This is a genomic window from Candidatus Limnocylindrales bacterium (assembly GCA_035626395.1).
GTDB lineage: Bacteria > Desulfobacterota > Binatia > UBA1149 > CAITLU01 > DASPNH01.
Map to the genome: position 1 here is coordinate 370,497 of DASPNR010000007.1, position 16,972 is coordinate 387,468.

Annotated in this window: 14 protein-coding genes; 11 read left to right on the plus strand and 3 right to left on the minus strand. The window is 67.2% G+C overall.

All coding sequences use genetic code 11. From position 1 onward, the window contains the following. Positions 1–134: 134 nt before the first annotated feature. Positions 135–551 (minus strand): hypothetical protein, encoded by a 417-nt coding sequence (locus VEC57_05055; GenBank protein HYB98485.1) that lies wholly within the window; start codon positions 549–551, stop codon positions 135–137. A gap of 174 nt (positions 552–725) precedes the next feature. On the opposite strand from VEC57_05055, the gene VEC57_05060 reads away from it, so the two are divergent. The 6 genes from VEC57_05060 (at position 726) to VEC57_05085 (ending at position 5,560) form a co-directional block, all read left to right on the plus strand. After that, complete coding sequence (locus tag VEC57_05060; protein ID HYB98486.1) at positions 726–1,943, plus strand: IscS subfamily cysteine desulfurase; 1,218 nt, start codon at positions 726–728, stop codon at positions 1,941–1,943. After that, a complete protein-coding gene (locus VEC57_05065) occupies positions 1,940–2,260 on the plus strand; it encodes an iron-sulfur cluster assembly accessory protein (GenBank protein ID HYB98487.1) in 321 nt (106 codons plus the stop codon). Before VEC57_05060 ends, VEC57_05065 begins: the two co-directional genes overlap by 4 nt. A gap of 261 nt (positions 2,261–2,521) precedes the next feature. Continuing rightward, positions 2,522–3,016: a hypothetical protein gene (locus VEC57_05070; protein ID HYB98488.1), complete on the plus strand. Its 495-nt coding sequence runs from the start codon at positions 2,522–2,524 to the stop codon at positions 3,014–3,016. A gap of 49 nt (positions 3,017–3,065) precedes the next feature. Beyond that, a complete protein-coding gene (locus VEC57_05075; protein HYB98489.1) occupies positions 3,066–3,395 on the plus strand; it encodes a hypothetical protein in 330 nt (109 codons plus the stop codon). Between the two features lie 63 nt (positions 3,396–3,458). Further along, positions 3,459–4,931, plus strand: coding sequence for a leucyl aminopeptidase (locus VEC57_05080; protein HYB98490.1), 1,473 nt, complete (start codon positions 3,459–3,461; stop codon positions 4,929–4,931). Between the two features lie 362 nt (positions 4,932–5,293). Beyond that, entirely contained in the window at positions 5,294–5,560 is a 267-nt protein-coding gene (locus tag VEC57_05085) for a hypothetical protein (protein ID HYB98491.1), read from the plus strand. Between the two features lie 193 nt (positions 5,561–5,753). Here the strand turns inward: VEC57_05085 and VEC57_05090 are convergent, their stop codons facing one another. Further along, positions 5,754–6,692: a hypothetical protein gene (locus tag VEC57_05090; GenBank protein ID HYB98492.1), complete on the minus strand. Its 939-nt coding sequence runs from the start codon at positions 6,690–6,692 to the stop codon at positions 5,754–5,756. A 501-nt stretch (positions 6,693–7,193) separates the two neighbouring features. Then, positions 7,194–9,797: a TonB-dependent receptor gene (locus tag VEC57_05095; protein HYB98493.1), complete on the minus strand. Its 2,604-nt coding sequence runs from the start codon at positions 9,795–9,797 to the stop codon at positions 7,194–7,196. A gap of 318 nt (positions 9,798–10,115) precedes the next feature. On the opposite strand from VEC57_05095, the gene VEC57_05100 reads away from it, so the two are divergent. From VEC57_05100 to VEC57_05120, 5 genes are all read left to right on the plus strand, one after another. Continuing rightward, positions 10,116–11,897 (plus strand): hypothetical protein, encoded by a 1,782-nt coding sequence (locus tag VEC57_05100; protein HYB98494.1) that lies wholly within the window; start codon positions 10,116–10,118, stop codon positions 11,895–11,897. Between the two features lie 124 nt (positions 11,898–12,021). Continuing rightward, the gene (locus VEC57_05105) at positions 12,022–13,107 is read left to right on the plus strand and encodes a hypothetical protein (GenBank protein ID HYB98495.1); all 1,086 of its coding nucleotides are present in this window, start codon (positions 12,022–12,024) and stop codon (positions 13,105–13,107) included. A 157-nt stretch (positions 13,108–13,264) separates the two neighbouring features. Continuing rightward, on the plus strand, positions 13,265–14,899 hold the full coding sequence (locus VEC57_05110) for a DUF4215 domain-containing protein (GenBank protein HYB98496.1): 1,635 nt from the start codon (positions 13,265–13,267) through the stop codon (positions 14,897–14,899). A 118-nt stretch (positions 14,900–15,017) separates the two neighbouring features. Further along, positions 15,018–15,557 (plus strand): phosphatase PAP2 family protein, encoded by a 540-nt coding sequence (locus tag VEC57_05115; protein ID HYB98497.1) that lies wholly within the window; start codon positions 15,018–15,020, stop codon positions 15,555–15,557. Positions 15,558–15,615: 58 nt separating this feature from the next. Further along, complete coding sequence (locus VEC57_05120) at positions 15,616–16,875, plus strand: putative DNA modification/repair radical SAM protein (protein HYB98498.1); 1,260 nt, start codon at positions 15,616–15,618, stop codon at positions 16,873–16,875. The last annotated feature ends 97 nt before the right edge of the window (positions 16,876–16,972 follow it).

The window sequence follows — 16,972 nt, forward strand, 5'->3', positions numbered from 1 at the left end:
GCGGCGGTGCTGGCCGCGTAGGCTCACTGTGCGAAGAAGCGGTGCTGGCCGCGTAGGCTCACTGTGCGGTGCGAAGAAGCGGTGCTGGCGGCGTAGACGATCCGGCCGCGGAGGCGGCTGCGATCGGGCGCCGATTACTCGGCGGGCGACGGCGGCTGCCCGTCCTTGACCGGCTGCCATCCCTCGGGCGCCGCAACCCACGACTGGCCGCTATGGACGTCGAGGCGCACGGCGCCCCAATCGTCACGCAAAGGAACGATCACGACGCGGTACTCCGAGCGCGGCAGCTCGGAAGAATCGGGAATCTCGACCCAGTACCCGCTCTGCAGCTTGGAGGCCTTGCCGGTGTGACGGTGATAGCGGATCGCGTTCCACCCCATGTCCGACGACTGCACCGCGACGACGTCGTAGGCGCCGCCGGGCGTCAGTGACATGGGCGCGGCAGCGGGCGCCGCCGCCGCAGGGGCCGGCGGCTGCTCGGCGCGCGAGGCGCCGACGGTCGAAAGGGCCACGAGGATCGAAAAGACGAGGGCGGCGGAAATGCTGTGCATCCCTGCGCCTACCACGCAACCTCGTCCCAGACCACCACGGCGCGCCGCTGCGGTGGCACGCCGCCGCAGGCACGCCGACGCAGGCGCGCCGGCTGGTCGTTTCCCTGGGCGTTCGGCGCACGCCCAGGCGAGGCACGGCCATTGCGCCGGGTCCGGTGTGGGTTAAGGTACTTCGTGGCCGCACCTCGCATCTACCTCGACCATCACTCGACCACGCCGCTCGACCCGCGCGTGCTCGAGGCGATGATGCCCTACCTGACCGACCGTTTCGGCAACGCCGCCAGCCGCACGCACGCGTTCGGCTGGGAGGCCGAGGAGGGCGTCGAGAAGGCGCGCAAGCAGGTCGCCGCCGCCGTCGGCGCCGAGCCGCGCGAAATCGTCTGGACCAGCGGCGCCACCGAGTCCGACAATCTTGCCATCAAGGGGGTGCTGCCGTTCCTTCGCGAGAGGGGCCGTCACATCGTCACGATGGCCACCGAGCACAAGGCCGTCCTCGACTCCTGCAAGGCGCTCGAGCGCGACGGCGCCGCCCGCGTGACGCGCCTGAAGCCGCGCGCCGACGGTCTGCTGGATCTCTCGGCGCTGGAGGCGGCCATTAAGCCCGACACCGTTCTGGTCTCGGTGATGCACGCCAACAACGAAATCGGCACCGTTCAGCCGGTCGAGGCGGTCGGCGAGGTCTGCCGCCGTCGTGGCGTGCTCTTCCACTGCGACGCCGCACAGACCGCGGGTCGTCTTCCCATCGACGTAGGGCAGATGAAGATCGACCTGCTCTCGATGTCGGCGCACAAGATCTACGGGCCCAAGGGCGTCGGAGCGCTCTACGTACGCAGCAGGAACCCGCGCGTGCGGCTGCAGGCGCAGATCGACGGAGGCGGGCACGAGCGCGGCATGCGCTCGGGCACGCTCAACGTCGCGGCCATCGTCGGCATGGGCGCGGCGCTCGAGATCGCCGTGGCCGAGCGCGATACCGAGAACGCGCGCGTGGTGGCCCTTCGCGAACGCCTGCGGCGCGGGCTGTGGGAAGGCCTGGATCAGCTCGTTCTCAACGGCGACCTCGAGCGGCGCCTGCCTGGCAATCTCAACGTCAGCTTCGCGCACGTGGAAGGCGAATCCCTCATGCTGGGGCTGCGCGAGATCGCCGTCTCTTCGGGATCGGCCTGCAGCTCGGCCACGCTCGAGCCTTCCTATGTGCTGCGGTCGCTCGGCGTGCGCGACGAGATGGCCCATTCCTCGATCCGTTTCGGGATCGGGCGATTCAACACCGAAGAGGAGATCGACTACGCTATAGGGCGTGTGGTCGCCGAGGTGACGCGGCTGCGGTCGCTGTCGCCGTTCTACAGGCCCGGCCGCAACCTGCCCGACGCCCAGGCGGCGCGAGAAGGAGCATGATCACCATCACCGAAAGAGCCGGCAGCCGCATCCAGGAGCTCGCCGCGAGCTCCGAGAAGCCCGTCAGCGGCCTGCGCATCAAGGTCGTCGGCGGCGGCTGCTCGGGCCTGCAGTACAAGATCGAGCTCGACAACGAGAAGAAGGGCGACAAGGTCTTCGAGGCCGGCGGCGGCAGGCTCTACGTCGACCGCCGCAGTTACCTGTACCTCGTCGGAACCCAGGTCGACTACGCCGAGTCGCTCACCAATGCCGGCTTTCAGCTCGAGAACCCGAACGTCAAGAAGACGTGCGGGTGTGGCGAGAGCTTCGTGGTCTGACGGTCGGCCGCGCGACGTGGCACCCCCACACGGCCGCGCGTGCACAAGTGCACGAGGTCTGCTCGCATCTCTTTGCCCTAGCGCGAATTTGTGTGGCATTCTCCGCGCATCGACGGCTGGGGGCCGAGGGGGCTGCAGCCACGGGTCGATACGGCGCGGACGAAAGCGGCCATCGCAAGGTGGGCGGGGTGGTCGTCCGGCGGATGAGGTCTGGGTGAAGACCGAGTGGGCTCGCTCGGCTTCTGGATGTGGAGGTGTGAGATGGTGGGAGCCCGCGACCGTGGTCGCTATCAGTCCGACGATCGTCAGCCCGACGTTTTCGAGCCGGACATCGTCCTTCCTTCGCAGCATTTCGCACAGATCAAGCGCAAGAAGTTTCCTTCCGGCGAGCATCGTCTGCTCGTTGCGCTGATTCAGGACGCCGTCGAGTGCTTCCAGAAGCATCTGCACGCACGCGACTCCAAACGCCGCCAGCTCTTCCTCGATGCCGAAAGCTGGATCGACTCCGAAGACGATCGCGGCGTGTTCTCCTTCAACAACGTCTGCATGCTGCTCGGCATGAATCCCGACTACGTCCGTCAGGGTCTGCTGGCATGGCGTGACAAGGAGAAGCGCGTGCGACGCGTGCGGCGGCACGACGAGATGGCCGAGACTCGAACGGCCGCGCGCATCGTGCCGGCCGAATCGCCGCAGCACGAGGAGGGCGAGGCCGACGCCGAGCTGGCGTGGCCGGAAGAGCAGCGCCTGGCGAACTGACCGGCGTCGTTCCGGCCGGCGCCGTTTTGCCGTACAACGGGCGGCGCCCATGCCGTACGTCACCCGCATCGACTGTCCGCAGTGCGACAAGCCGCTGGTGCGCAAGACCGGCGGCCGCTGTCCTGCCTGCGGCACGATGGTGACCGAGCACGTCGCCCGCGCCCGGCTGCGCGAGAAGCGCATCGAGCAGGCAGTCGCCATCTTCGCGACCGTAGCGGTGTTGACTCTTTTCCTGTGGGGCGGCGGTGCGGGACTGGTCGAGGGCGTGGCGGTCTACGCCATCGCCGGAGCGGCGATCTGGTATTGGGGCAAAGGCACCTTCTGGAGCGCGCGCCTGAGCGGCAGCGACGACGACATCGTCGACGAGGACGAGCATTGAGCGGCGCCGTCGCCGCATTGCAGCCGTCTGTCCCGGTGCGCGCGACCACGCTATAGAGGAAGAATGAGCATCAAGCTGGTTCGCAGGAAGGCATCGCAGGTCCAGGCCGATCTGGTCGCCATCGGCGTGGTCGACGGGCAGGAGCTCAAGGGCGCCGTCACCGAGTTCGGCAAGGACGAGCGCGACACGATCACCGCGCGCGCCAGGCGGCTGTCCTTCAAGGGCAAGGTCAACTCCTCGATGATCGTCCAGCTCGGCGACCGCGACGTGGCGTTGGTGGGCGTCGGCAAGGGCGACACCGCCGACAGCTGGCGGCGCGCGGCGTCCTCGGCGCGCAACGCCGCCACCGTTTCGCGCGCCGCGACCTTCGCTTTCGCTCTCGACGATGCGGCCAGACCGCTGGACGTGCTCGGTCCGGTCGTCGAGGGCATCGGCCTGACCGGCTACAGCTACGAAAAGTACAAGACCAGGAAGAGCGAGACGAGCTACGGCGGCCCGCGCGCCATCAGCGTAACGTCGCCATCGCTGTCCGAGAGCGGGCGCGCTGCCGAGACGCTCGCCTACGCGCAGGAGGTCTGCGACGCCGTCTTCTTCGCGCGCGACCTCGTCAACGAGATGCCGACGGCCAAGCCGCCCGGATACCTCGCGTCGGTCGCGCGGCAGATCGCGCGCGGCAACGGCCGCCTGCGCTGCGACGTGTGGCAGGGCGAGCGGCTGCGGCGCGAGAAGATGAACGGCATCATCGCCGTCTCCTCGGGAAGCAAGAACTCGGGCGCGCTGATCAAGCTGGTCTACAAGCCGCGGCGCCGGGCGCGCGCCCGCGTCGCGCTGATCGGCAAGGGCATCACCTTCGACTCCGGCGGCCTCTCGCTGAAGCCGGCCAAGTCGATGGAAACCATGAAGATGGACATGTCCGGCGCGGCGCTGGTGCTGGCGGTGATGCGCGCGCTGCCGGCGCTGGAGCCGGCCGTGGAGGTGCACGGCTTCGTCGCCAGCGCCGAGAACATGCCCGGCCAGAACGCGCAGAAGCCCGGCGACATCATCCGCTATCGCAACGGCGTCACCGCCGAAGTCCTCAACACCGACGCCGAAGGTCGCCTGGTGCTGGCCGATGCCCTTTGTCTGGCAGGCGAGATCGAGCCCGACTACATCGTGGACGCCGCCACCCTGACCGGCGCCTGCATGGTGGCGCTGGGCCTGCGCATCGGCGGCATCATGGGAACGGATCAGGCGCTGGTGGATGATCTGATCGCCATCGGCAGGGAAGCGGGAGAGGGTCTCTGGCAGCTCCCGCTCGTCGAGGATTACGCCGAAGAGATCCGCTCGCCCATCGCCGACATCAAGAACATCGGCGGCGGCTATGCCGGAACCATCGCGGCGGCGCTGTTCCTTCGCCACTTCGTCGGCAAGAACAAGTGGGCGCATCTCGACATCGCCGGCCCGGCGTGGACGGACCGGGCGCTGCCCTACACGCCGCGCGGCGGCACCGGATTCGCCATCCGGACGGTTCTCGGCTGGCTCGACAAGATCGGCTGAGCGACGCGCGCCGCGGCGCGCCCTCCCTTTGCACGCGCCGCGCGCCGTGGCGGCGGCGGCTCGCGCGGCGATCACCGGCCCGGCGGCCGCACACGCCGCATTTCCAGCGAGCGAGGCCGCAAACGACGGTGCGGCGTGAATTTGCGGCGCGTCATCGCACGCCGGTGCTGCGATCGCGGGCTGTGGACAGATGTGCAGATGCAGGGCCGGTCGGGGCCGGACGAAGCGAAAGCGATTGAAGCAGCAAGTGCAGCGCAGTACTTCGGGCGCGACAAACGCGCGGAGGGAATGCACGCATGACGGAACAGCCTCGGAACCGGGACCAGTCCAATCGTGCGGAATCGGAGCCGATCGAAGTGATCGTGTCTGGCTCGGTCGACCGCTGCGGGCGGGTGGCGGTGCCGGCGCCGGCCACGGTCGCCAAGGTTCTGGAGGTGGCGGGCGGCTTCCGCCACCCGGACCGCAAGTGGTCGCTCGGCGTTCTCACCGTCAGCCGCTTTGCGCCCACCGGACGGCGTCTGTGGCGCTTCGACACCGCCACGCGCGCGCCCGAGGAGTGGGAAGACTTCCGGCTGCAGAAGGGCGACATGGTCACCGTGCAGCGCCTGCTGGAAGAGCGCCGGCGCTAGCTGCGCGACCGGCCGCACGGGCGCGGCGCCCGACGAGACCTGCACTCGTCGGGCGGCCCGATCCATTCTCCACGCCCGCGCCGAGGCGCGCCGCGTTCAACCCGCCGGCGCGAGACGCGCCGGCGGCGCAACGGCCGTCGGCCGTCGGGCGCGAGCGCCGCTGGACTCGTCTTCCGCTTCGCTCTTCCGCGACTCACGCAGCCGGGCAGTCCAGCGATACGTCTCCTCCGACGGCGCTCTTCAAGATGATCAGCGCGTCTGCCGCCGTGATGCCCCCGCTGTCGTTGACGTCGCAGACCGCGAGATCGCAGGTCTCCGAACCCACGGCCGACTTCAGCGCAAACAGCGCATCCGATGCCTTCGGCCTCACGCCCGAGGAGTTGGTCGGCTTGCCGCACGGTACGAGCTGGCAAGCCGCATCACACGACTCGCCTTCCTGGAACTCCGTGTCGCCGTCGTCGCATTCCTCGGGCGCTTCGACGGCCCCGTTGCCGCATTCGTGTGCGGGCGAACCGTCGCCGGTGCAGACGCCCGACTGGCAGGTATCCTGGTTCCCGTTGCACGAGTTGAAGTCGAAGCACGGGGTGTCGTCGGGCTTGTCCTGTTCGTTGGTGCACGTGTACTCGAAGTCGTCTTCCGGCACGCACGTGGCCGTCGTGCAGGCCGTGTCGCAGACGCCCGTGGGCGTCGATTCACACTCGCCGGTCACCACGTTGCAGTTGTACTGGCATGCGTTGCTCTCGCCGGGGCACTTGGGCTCGGGAAGGCAGAACATGGTGGACGCGATCTGCGTACACGTGCCGACGAAGCAGGGACCGAGCGAGCCTGGGCGGCAATCTGCGCCGTTCGGAAGAGCATCCGAGACGCATTCGCCTGCGGCGCACGTTCCCTCCTCCTCGGCGCATGGGTCGGTTGATTCGCAGGCGCCGCCGTTGTTGGCCGGGGTCTCCTGACATTCGCCGTCCATGCACGTGCCGGTCGTGCAGTCGTTGAACGTGTCGCACGGATCGCCGTCGTTTCCGGGGCTCGTTTCGCAGGTGCCATCGTTCAGGCAGACACCGACCAGGCATGGATCGAAGGTCTCGCATTCCTGCTGCTGCGCGTGGGAGGCGCTGCTCTGGAGCGCAACCAATAGTGTGGCAACAGCGATTGTGGATCGGATGTTCAAAGGGTGACGAATCATGACTTCCTTCTGGCAGGCCTCATGCAGGGCGTTTTCATGGACTTCCGGACGTTTCGAAAGCGCATCGCGATAGTCGAGGAGGACGTCATTCGCGAGCCTCGACCTCGAATTCCAACGCGGATGGGGAGTGCAGACGGCGCACGCAACTAGCGGAGAGGCGACTGCAGCGGTGTCGGCCTGCCGTTGCCGCATGCCGAATCCGGACCGTGCGCTCGATGCAGCGGAGCGCCTCGTCGGTGCGCGACGGGTGGAGCCGTCCGAGGGTGCGGCCGATCGGACGGCCGCACCCTCGAGGCGGAGGCGAGTGCGTTCGCGGACAGGATCTGGGACCGTCGCACGCTACATTTTCGGGTGCTTCGTTTTGCGAGGCCGCCCCGGCCACCCGCGCAGCGCCTCCGCTGCCGTTCCGACGAACATCGTCGGTGCCTGTTCGTCCGTCACGCCTCATCCTCAAAAGTCCTTGGCCAGCTCGATCGTGAACGTCCGCCCGTCGTAGTAGCCGCGCTCGGTGACGCCGTCGCGCGTGAACTCGTGCCGTGCGTTGATCAGGTTCCTGGCCTTGAGGGTGAAGTCGAGATCATGGTCGAAGACGGTCAGCGTCTTCTTCAGGACGAAATCGAGAACGGGAAAGGACTGCTCCTCGAGATCGTCGAGGCCGTTGAGCGGGTCGCCGACGGCGTCGATGCGCGGTCCGGCCATGTTGAAGGCCAGCGTCGCCTGCAGCGCGCGCGGCAGGTCGTCATAGGTAAGCTGCGCGTTGACGATCCAGTCCGACTGCCCTTGCAGCGGCCGCTTGTCGATGACGTCGGCACTGACCGGCACCTCGACCTCCGACTGGATCCAGGAGCCGTTGGCGCGGACATGGAAGTTCTCGAAATGACGGCCCAGCGGATGCAGGCTCTGCCGGAATGCGAGCTCGATGCCGTAGAGCCATCCCTGGTCGGCGTTCTCCCAGGTGCGGCGGCTGCCGGAGGTCAGATAGCGCTCTTCGATGGGGCTCTTCAGGTCTTTGTAGAAGAACGCCAGTTGCACGCTGTCGCTGGTGTCGTGGTACCACTCCCAGCGAAGGTCGTAGTTGGTCAGCTCCGCCACCTGCAGGTTCGAATTGCCGAAGTAGATGTTGCGGTCCTCGGGATCGATGTACTCGGCCGCCGACAGCTCGCGCAGGTCGGGCCGGTTCACCGTCTGGCTCCACGCGGCGCGGAGCTGCATGTCCTCCCGGAACAACCACGTCAGCTCGGCCGCAGGGAAGAAGCCGTCGTGTCGGAGCTCGGCGTTCGCCTCGGGAAACAGCGGCATGTCGATGCTTTGCGTCGAGGTCTCCCAGCGCGCGCCGCCCGTCAGCCGCCACTGATCGCCAAGCTCGATGTCGGTCTGCAGGAACACTCCCAGGATGTCTTCCTGCCCTTCATAGATGTCGGTGGGCGTGGTGGTGTTGAACAGCAGCCATCCGTTCGGTGGGCCGATCTTGTCGTCGGCGAAGGCGTCGTCCACCGGGAGCCCGACATAGTCGTCCGGTGAAAGCAGCGGCAGGAAGCGGAAGCGCCGCTGCTCGGACTGCCTCTGCTTGTTGTAGTACTTGGCGCCGCCTTTGAGCGTCGAGAGGATGGCGCTGCTCAGCTTGAACGGCCGCTCCAGGTCCAGGTGCGCGTCCCACGCGTTGTCGGACAGATCCTCCCACGTGCGCTGGTTGCTGACGTCCGTGCTCAGGCCGGTCGGGTCGATGCACGAGGGGCGGCCGCTCGGGCGGTCGGCCGCGTCCGTGCATCCTTTATTGCGTGCGGCGTCGAACGTGTACTGGCGGGTATCGGGCTTGACGCGTTCGGCGGTGGCGTAGGTAAGGCCCCAGCGGGCGCCGAGGTCGCCGAGCAGCGAGAAGGAATGATCGCCCTCGAGCTGCGCGGTCAGCAGCGACTGCTGCTCCCATTCGCTGGTCTCGACGTAGAAGTAGCGGTCGTTGTCGTTGGAGTAGCGCGGATCCTCGCGAATGAAGCGCTTGCTCGTCAGATGCGTGTAGAAGAGCGTGCCCTTGAGCCGATGCGAATCGAGCGGGCTCCACTCGCCGGAGCCGAGGATCGAGTACTGGATGGTGTTCTCGGTCTCCTTCTGCGTAGTGCGGTCGCCGATGGTTCCGATCTCGTCGACCGCGATCTGCCGGTGCTCCTTGCGATACTGCCAGTCGTCCTCGGCCTGCAACCCGAGGATGAAGCCCATGTCGCCGATGCGCGTGTCGAAGCGGTTGGCGTAGGCGCTGGCCAGCTTGAAGCCCGGCGGGAGCGTCAGCTCGCGCAGATCGTATTCGCGCCGCAGGGCCAGGCCGATCTCGCGCTGCTTCTCCGCGGACAGGCCGTCCAGTGGGTCCGTTCCTTCGGGCACGCCTGCCGGAAGATCGCGGTGGTCGCCGTCGAAGCCGGACCAGTCCGTGCTGCTGCCTTCGAGCCAGGTCTTGTCGGTGAACGTGGTCTGGTCGTTGAAGTCGGTGGAGAGGCTGAGGCGAAACATGCGCTCGCGTGGAATTGCGCGGGTCGTCAGTTGGACCGAGCCACCGGAGAATTCGGCAGGGAGATAAGGCGCGTACGTCTTCTGGACGCTGAGCTGCTCCATGACGCCGGCCGGAAACAGATCGAGCGGCACGACGCGGCGTACGGGATCGGGGCTGGGAAGGTTGGCGAAGTTGAAGAGCGTGTTCGAGTAGCGCTCGGCCAGGCCGCGTACGAACACGTACTTGTCGCCGACCGTCGTCACGCCGGTGACTCGTGCCAGTGCGTCCACCACTCCGGAGTCGCCGGTGACGGCGAAGTCCTCCGCGTCCAGAACGTCCATGATCGATTCGGAGAAGCGCGCCTGATCGATCGCGGTGGTCACGGACGTGCCGGTGACGAGGATTTCCTCGACCGATGCGTCCGGCTGCGTCGCCTGGGGCTGCTGCTCCTGCCGTCGCTGCTTGTCGTGGATGTCCTCCAGGGTCGGCTGCGGTTGCGCGAAGGCCGTTGCCGGTACGAGCGCTGCGATCGCGCATGCGCGGAGGCAATGCAGAAGATGGCGGTGAGTCATCGAGGCGCATTCCTGGCCGCTGCGGCCGTGTACGTGGGCCGAACGATCGGCCGGCACCAGGAGACAGGCGCGATGTCAGCTGCGAGTTAGCGCAGCGTGCAGTTGCGGTTAGCGGGCATGCTCTGCGTCTTTCCGCGCCGCCGCCGCCGTTCACGGAAAACTCACCGCGCTCCCACCGAACCATCACATGGCGAGTGCAACATGGCCGCATCCGGGCCGGCATGGTGCCGACTCGTGGAGGGGCTCCTGACGACAGCGGTCGGGAGCTGTCGGCATCGATGCGCCACAGTCACGTGCGCATCCAACTGGAGGATAAGAATGCGAATCAGGAACCTATCGGGCATGGCCGCAGCCGGCATGCTCGTCGTCGCCCTCGGCGCCGGCTCGGCGCAGGCCGACCGCGGCGGATGCGCGCAGCCGGTCACCTCGGGTGCCGCACCCGTCGCCACCGACTGTCTGTTCATCCTGCGCGCGGCCGTCGGCTCGGCCACGTGCGACAAGCCATGCATCTGTCAGCCCAAGGGCTCCGGCCCCACCAAGGCCGGTGATGCGCTGCTGTGCCTGCTGACGTCGGTCGGGTCGCCGACCAACGTCGATTGTCCCTGTGGAACGCCCGACGTTCAGTCGAGCGACTACACGTTCGATCCGGAACAGCACGTCACCAATCCCAACGTTGCGCCGCTCTTCGAGAAGACCGACTACATCGGCGCCTTCTCGCAGGACCAGGACCCCGAATTCGGCGACTGGACCCAGGGATGGACCGTCGAAGTGCACGGCAACCATACCGTGTGGGAGCCCGCCAGCGGCGGCACTCTCGGCGGCGCAACGCCCAGCGCGAACAACTCCTGCCCGCCCGGCACGACGCCCGAAGGCTCGACCTCGCTACCGGCGCCGTTCCAAGGATCGATGGACTTTTGCCGCCTGCCGCAGCGGTACCAGGTCGGCGGCGGCACGCTGACCCTGACCAATGACAACATCTACCTGATCTCGGACCAGGGCACGCTCGGCACCGTCATCGGCGATGGCGACGGCGAGGACAAGAGCTGCAGCACCGGAACGGCCAACTCGGCCGTGAGGTCCACGCTGGTGATCGAGCCGGGGACCGTCATCCTCGGCCAGAACGCGCGCAACCTGATCGTGACGCGCGGCTCGAAGGTCTTCGTCAACGGCACCGCCGAGGATCCGGTCATCATGGACTCGTTCTCCTGGTGGTCGGACTGGGTGGCCACGGGTGACGAGGTGTCCAACCGCCGCGAGTGGGGCGGCTTCATCGTCACCGGATGCGGCCGAATCAACACGTGCAACGACGCCACCTACTGTGACGCCATCGTCGAAGGCGTGCTCGGCACGGTCCGCTACGGCGGCGTGGTCGACAACTTCGACTGGGACGCGGGCGCCATCCGGTACCTCGTGGTCAGCCACTCGGCCTACATCATCGATGTCAACGGCAACGACACCAACGCGATCACCCTGTACGGCATCGGCCGCTCCACCGAGGTCGAGTACGTGCAGGCCAACCACAGCGGCGACGACGGCATCGAGATTTTCGGCGGAGATGTGGTGGTCAAGCACGCGGTGGTGACGGGTGCGCTCGACGACAGCCTCGACACCGACTTCGGCTACAACGGCGGCGTCCAGTTCGCGCTCGTCAAGCACTACACCGACGAGGCGGACAAGGGGTTCGAGATGGACAACAGCCTCTCGAGCAATCCGACCGCCACGCCAGTATCCACGCCGACGATGGCCAACATCACGGTCGTCAGCTCGACTGCGACCGCGGGCTCCCCAGGCGGCATGAGCCTCCGCTCGCGCACGCAGGGCGACTTCTGGAACCTCATCATCGCCTCGCCCGAACGTTCGGCCATCCGCAGCGAGAACGACACCATCGACCATCGCGCGGGCGTGCTCACCGACAACACCGACAGCCTCCTCGAGATCCACAACTCGATCGTCTGGGCGCCCACTGCGACCAAGACCTTCGAAGGCAGCGGAACGGTGACGGACGCCGAAGTGCAGATGTGGTTTCAGTCCGATCCGCTCAACCAGAGCATCGATCCGGGTGTGGGCGCCTTCGGCTACCCGAATCAGGTCGCTCCGTAACGTCTTCGTTCCCTGCCCGCCTTGGCAGGCCGCTGCGGCGGCCTCGCCAAGAGCGGGCGCACCGATCATCACGACGTTTTTTTGTGCCCACGCCGATCGGCGTGCGCGAGAGGAGAGTATCGTCATGTCGAACCGATCAATGAAGGTTGCCGGCCCGCGCGCGAAGGTGGCGGGCCTGGTGGCAGGGCTGGCCATGATTGCCGTTGCCGCGGGAGCCGGGTCGGCGCACGCGCAGGCGCAGCAGTGCGACGTCGTCTTCAGCGTCAGCAACACGACCGACAACCTCAGGGCCCTGCAGCTCGCCGTCGACTATGCCACTGCACCGGGAGACTTCGCTGTCGACGTCGATTGCACGCTGACGCCGCCGGGGTCGCTGGAGGCGTCGAACGATCAGGACGGTCAGGTCCTGGACCTCGGCTACGTCGACACATCCGGCTTTGCCGGACCATCCGTGTTCGCAACCTGTCCGTTCATCGGCACGACCGGCACGCCGGTTGCCGGTGATTTCTCCGTCGCCGTCGAAGACGCGATCGACGAGTCGACGCCGCCGGCGCAGGCTTCCCCGTTTCCGACGATCACGGTTTCGGTCACCAACTGCGTGCCGGCCATCGTCGACTGCGGAAACGGCGTGGCGCAGGCGGGCGAGGAGTGTGACGACGGAAATGCCGTCGGCGGCGACGGCTGCAGCAGCCAGTGCCTGGATACGGCATCGTGCGCGGCGTCGCCGCGGACCGGCTGCCTGGCCGGCGGCGGCGGCAAGATCAAGCTCAAGAACGACCTGGCCAGCGACGCCAAGGACCAGGGCCAGTACCAGTGGAAGAAGGGCGCCGCGATCGATTTCGCCGAACTCGGTGACCCCGTCACCGGCGACACCACCTACAGCTGGTGTGTCTACGACGACGGCGAGCTGGTTCTAGGTCAGGACGTGCCGGCGGGCGCGGGCTGGGCGGCCTCCGGCACGACCGGTTACCAGTTCAAGGGTGACGCCGACGGCATCTCGCAGATCAAGGTGAAGTCCGGCGCCGCCGGCAAGACGCAGGTGCAGGTCAAGGCCAAGAGCAAGGCCGCGCTGTTCCAGTCGCCGTCGGTGGCGATGGAAGAGCCGGTGGTCGCGCAGGTCGTCATCGAAAACGGTGCATGTGTGGAGACGACGTTCACTGGCGGCGTCGAGACGGAGACGCAGTACAGCGCCGGATACCTCGCGCCGTGATCCGGATGTCTCGCTAGCGCAGTCGCGTCGGTCCGGCTCCGGCGGGTCCATCGGTCGGGCCCGCCGGAGCCTTCGAAGGCGGTCACGTGGCGAATCCGCCGCGAACGCGCATCGGTACCTGAGATCGTTCTTTTCGACCCGGCCGGAGGCCATCGTCATGCAAACCAATTCGAGGCTCGCCGTCATCGTCACGGTGTTCCTTGCCTGCGGTGTCTGGAGCGCGCCGGCTGACGCCGCCGACGAAGATGGACACCGGCTGTGCCGGCGCGCGATCGCGACAGGCCTGAAGCGCTGGGTCGAGAAGAGCATCAAGATCCGCCAGCAATGCCGCAGCCGCATCGTGGCCGGCATGCTCTCCTCCGACACCGACTGCTCGGGTGCCACGACCGATCCCGTCATGTCGCGCCGCCTGGCTCGCGCGGACGACCAGCTCGAGCGCGACATCGTCCTGGCCTGCCACGACGCCGACTTCACGCTCCTCAGCTATCCAGGCGCATGCCCCGATGCTGCCGGCGAGTTCGACGGCGAGGATCTCGCCGCATGCATTGTCAGTCGCGGCAGCGATCTTCTCGAGCAGGTGCTGGCGATCCAGTATCCATCGCCGCCCTCGTTCCTGCGCGGGCACGAGGCCCATTGCCTCGTCGCCGCCGCCGGGCGCGCACGCATCATGATGACCGGCGAGCTGCGCGGGCGTCTTTCGTGCCGGTTGGCGCGAGAGTCGGGCGAGCTTTCGCAGGGGGTCGATTGTCTGGCGATGCCGCCGCCGTACGGTCCGGGAACCGGCTCCGACGCTCACGACGAGATCATTCTTCGTGCGTATCTTGCGTGGCTGACGGCGCTGCCGGCCGCGTGCGCCCGCATCGGTCTCGACGACATCCGATACGAAGGGTGCCCCGCCTCCTCCGACGGCGGCTTCGACGTGCACGAGTTTCGTCGCTGCATCTTCGACGCCAACACGACGGCCGTCTTCTCTCTGCTCGATCTGGCGTTTCCGACCGACCCGGTCTGCGGCAACGGCATCCCCCAGGAGGGCGAGGCGTGCGACAACGGTGCGGCCAACTCGGACGCGACGCCGGATGCATGCCGCACCGACTGCTCGCTACCGCGCTGCAGCGACGGCGTGACCGATGCGGCCGAGACCTGCGACGACGGCAACCTCGCCGCCCTCGATGGCTGCGATGCCGCGTGCCGAATGGAGTTCTGCGGCGACGGCACCGTCAACGATGCGCCGCCCGAGCAGTGCGACGACGGCAATGGCGTCGCCTCCGACCTTTGCACGCCCGCCTGCCGGCATGCCGTTTGCGGCGACGGCTTCGTCTGCACGAGCGCTGCATGCACCAGCGGGCCCGGCGGAGGCGCCGAGCGTTGCGACAACGGCGTGGACAACGGTCCCCATGGCGCATGCCAGAGCGACTGCTCCGGTTTCCGCTACACGTGTCGGATCACGATCGGCGTCACCAGCAGTGAGCTGCTCGGCGGTGTCACCTATCAAATGGACTATCCCACTGCGCCTGGCCTGCTGCTGGGATCGGGCACCAGCGTCCGCTGCAGCTCGCTGGTGCCGAACGCACTATCGAGCTTCTTCGACAACGACGGCACCAGGCGCCTGCGGCACTCGGTGATCCTCGCATCGGGCGTCCAGGCGCCCGCGGCGCTGGCACGATGCTCGTTCGCCACCGACGACCCACAGCTTGCGGCGAACGCTTTCGCGCTGACGCTGGCGGACGCATCGAACCCCGACTTCGAGCCGCGACAGCCAGTGCTGGCCGTCACTTCGGTGGCCTGCGAGTAGATCCTCTTTTGCCGCCGTCGCCGAGGCGAGCATTCCACCTGCCGCTCATCCTGCGTTCACATGCGCCGGGCACACTCCCCGTGGCCGCCCGGCAGGCGGAGCGGCAGGAGAGTGCGGTATGCCGAAGATCGTGATGGTTCTCCAGAGCGGTTGGGTACGGGTTCTCGACTGGGACACGCAGCTTCTGATCGCGAGCAGCCGCTCGCGGCGGTGGTGGCTCACACGTGCGATGCGTGCGCTGACCAGAGCGGGTGACACCGCGGGATGGTTCGTTCATGGCGCGGTTCTGGCGGCGCTCTTGCCGGACGGGGCCTCGCACGTGCAGCTGCTGGTGGCAGGCGCCGTGGTAGGCACCGCACTCTCGCAGCTGCTCAAGCGCCTGTGCCGCCGGTCCAGACCCGATCACGCCATCGAATCCTTTGCCGCATCGATGGCCAATCCGGATCTCTTCTCTTTCCCGTCCGGCCACAGCACCGTGGCCTTTGCGGTAGCCACGGCGCTTTCGTCCGCTCATCCGGTTCTGGGCGGCCTGGAGCTCGCGCTCGCGACGGCCATCGCATGTTCCCGCGTCGGGCTGGGCGCGCACTACCCTCTCGACGTCACGGCGGGGGTTCTGCTCGGCGTCGCCTCAGGGCTCGCGGCAACGCTGCTCGTCTGAAGGACATTTCCCATTTGTTGGCGCGGCAATGTCGTTTACATTGTGCACCTGCTCCGCGATGGACCTGCAGCAAAAACTCGCCGTTCTCGCCGACGCCGCCAAGTACGACGCTTCCTGCGCCAGCAACAGCGGCGTCCAACGAACCTCGCGCAACAGCAACGGCGTCGGCTCGGTTACCGGAGCCGGCATCTGCCACAGCTTCACCCCGGATGGCCGTTGCGTGTCCCTGCTGAAGATTCTCCTGACCAACTACTGCATCTACGACTGCCTCTACTGCGTGAATCGCGTGTCGAGCGACGTGCAGCGTGCGCGCTTCACCCCGGACGAGGTGGTACAGCTCACGCTCGATTTTTATTGGCGCAATTACATCGAGGGTCTGTTTCTCAGCTCCGGCGTCATCCGGAATCCAGATTACACGATGGAGCAGGTCGTGGCCGTCGCGCGAAAGCTGCGCGTGGAGCACGAGTTTCGAGGCTACATCCACCTGAAGACGATTCCCGAGGCCAGCCAGGCGCTGATCGATGAAGCCGGGCGGTACGCCGACCGCATCAGCATCAACATCGAGCTGCCCACGCGCGCCGACCTGGCCCAGCTCGCGCCGGAGAAGAATGCGGAGCGCATTCAGCAGGCCATGGGCGCGATCCGAGAACGCATCGATGCGAGCGCAGAGGAGCGGAAGGACGGCGCGGGCGGCACGGGATTCGCGGCCGCCGGCCAGACGACGCAGATGATCGTCGGCGCCACCGATGCGCCCGATCACACGATTCTGCAGCAAGCCACGACTTTATATTCCAATTACAAGCTGCGGCGCGTTTACTATTCGGCGTTCAGCCCGATCCCGAGCGCGTCGAGCAAGCTGCCGCTCTTGGCGCCGCCGCTCGTGCGCGAGCATCGCCTCTACCAGGCCGATTGGTTGATGCGCTTTTATGGTTTCCAGGCGCACGAGATCACCAGCCAGGCAGCGCCGAACCTCGACCTGCGCATCGACCCGAAGCTCGCGTGGGCGTTGCGCAACCGACACGCGTTCCCGGTGGACGTGAACAAAGCTCCGCGTGCGCTCCTGCTGCGCGTGCCAGGGCTTGGCGTGAGGAACGTCGACCGGATCATCCAGGCGCGACGTTGGTCGAGCGTGCGCCTGGCAGACCTGATTCGCCTCCGCGTGCCAATCAAGAAAGCGCTGCCGTTCATCGAAGCAGCCGATCATCACCCCGGTCGCGAGCTGGACAGCGATCGCCTGGCTGCTCGCCTCAAACCTCCGCCCGAGCAGATGGATCTGTTCAGCGCGCCGGAGGCATCCGTGCTGGATGGGCAGCTTTAGTGAAGCGTGAGCGAGACTGACGCGGAAGGAGCGCCGCGGCTGCGCCGCGCTTTCCCGGTCCGGTTGCAGACAGCGCTGAAGCAAGCTGAAGCCCGCG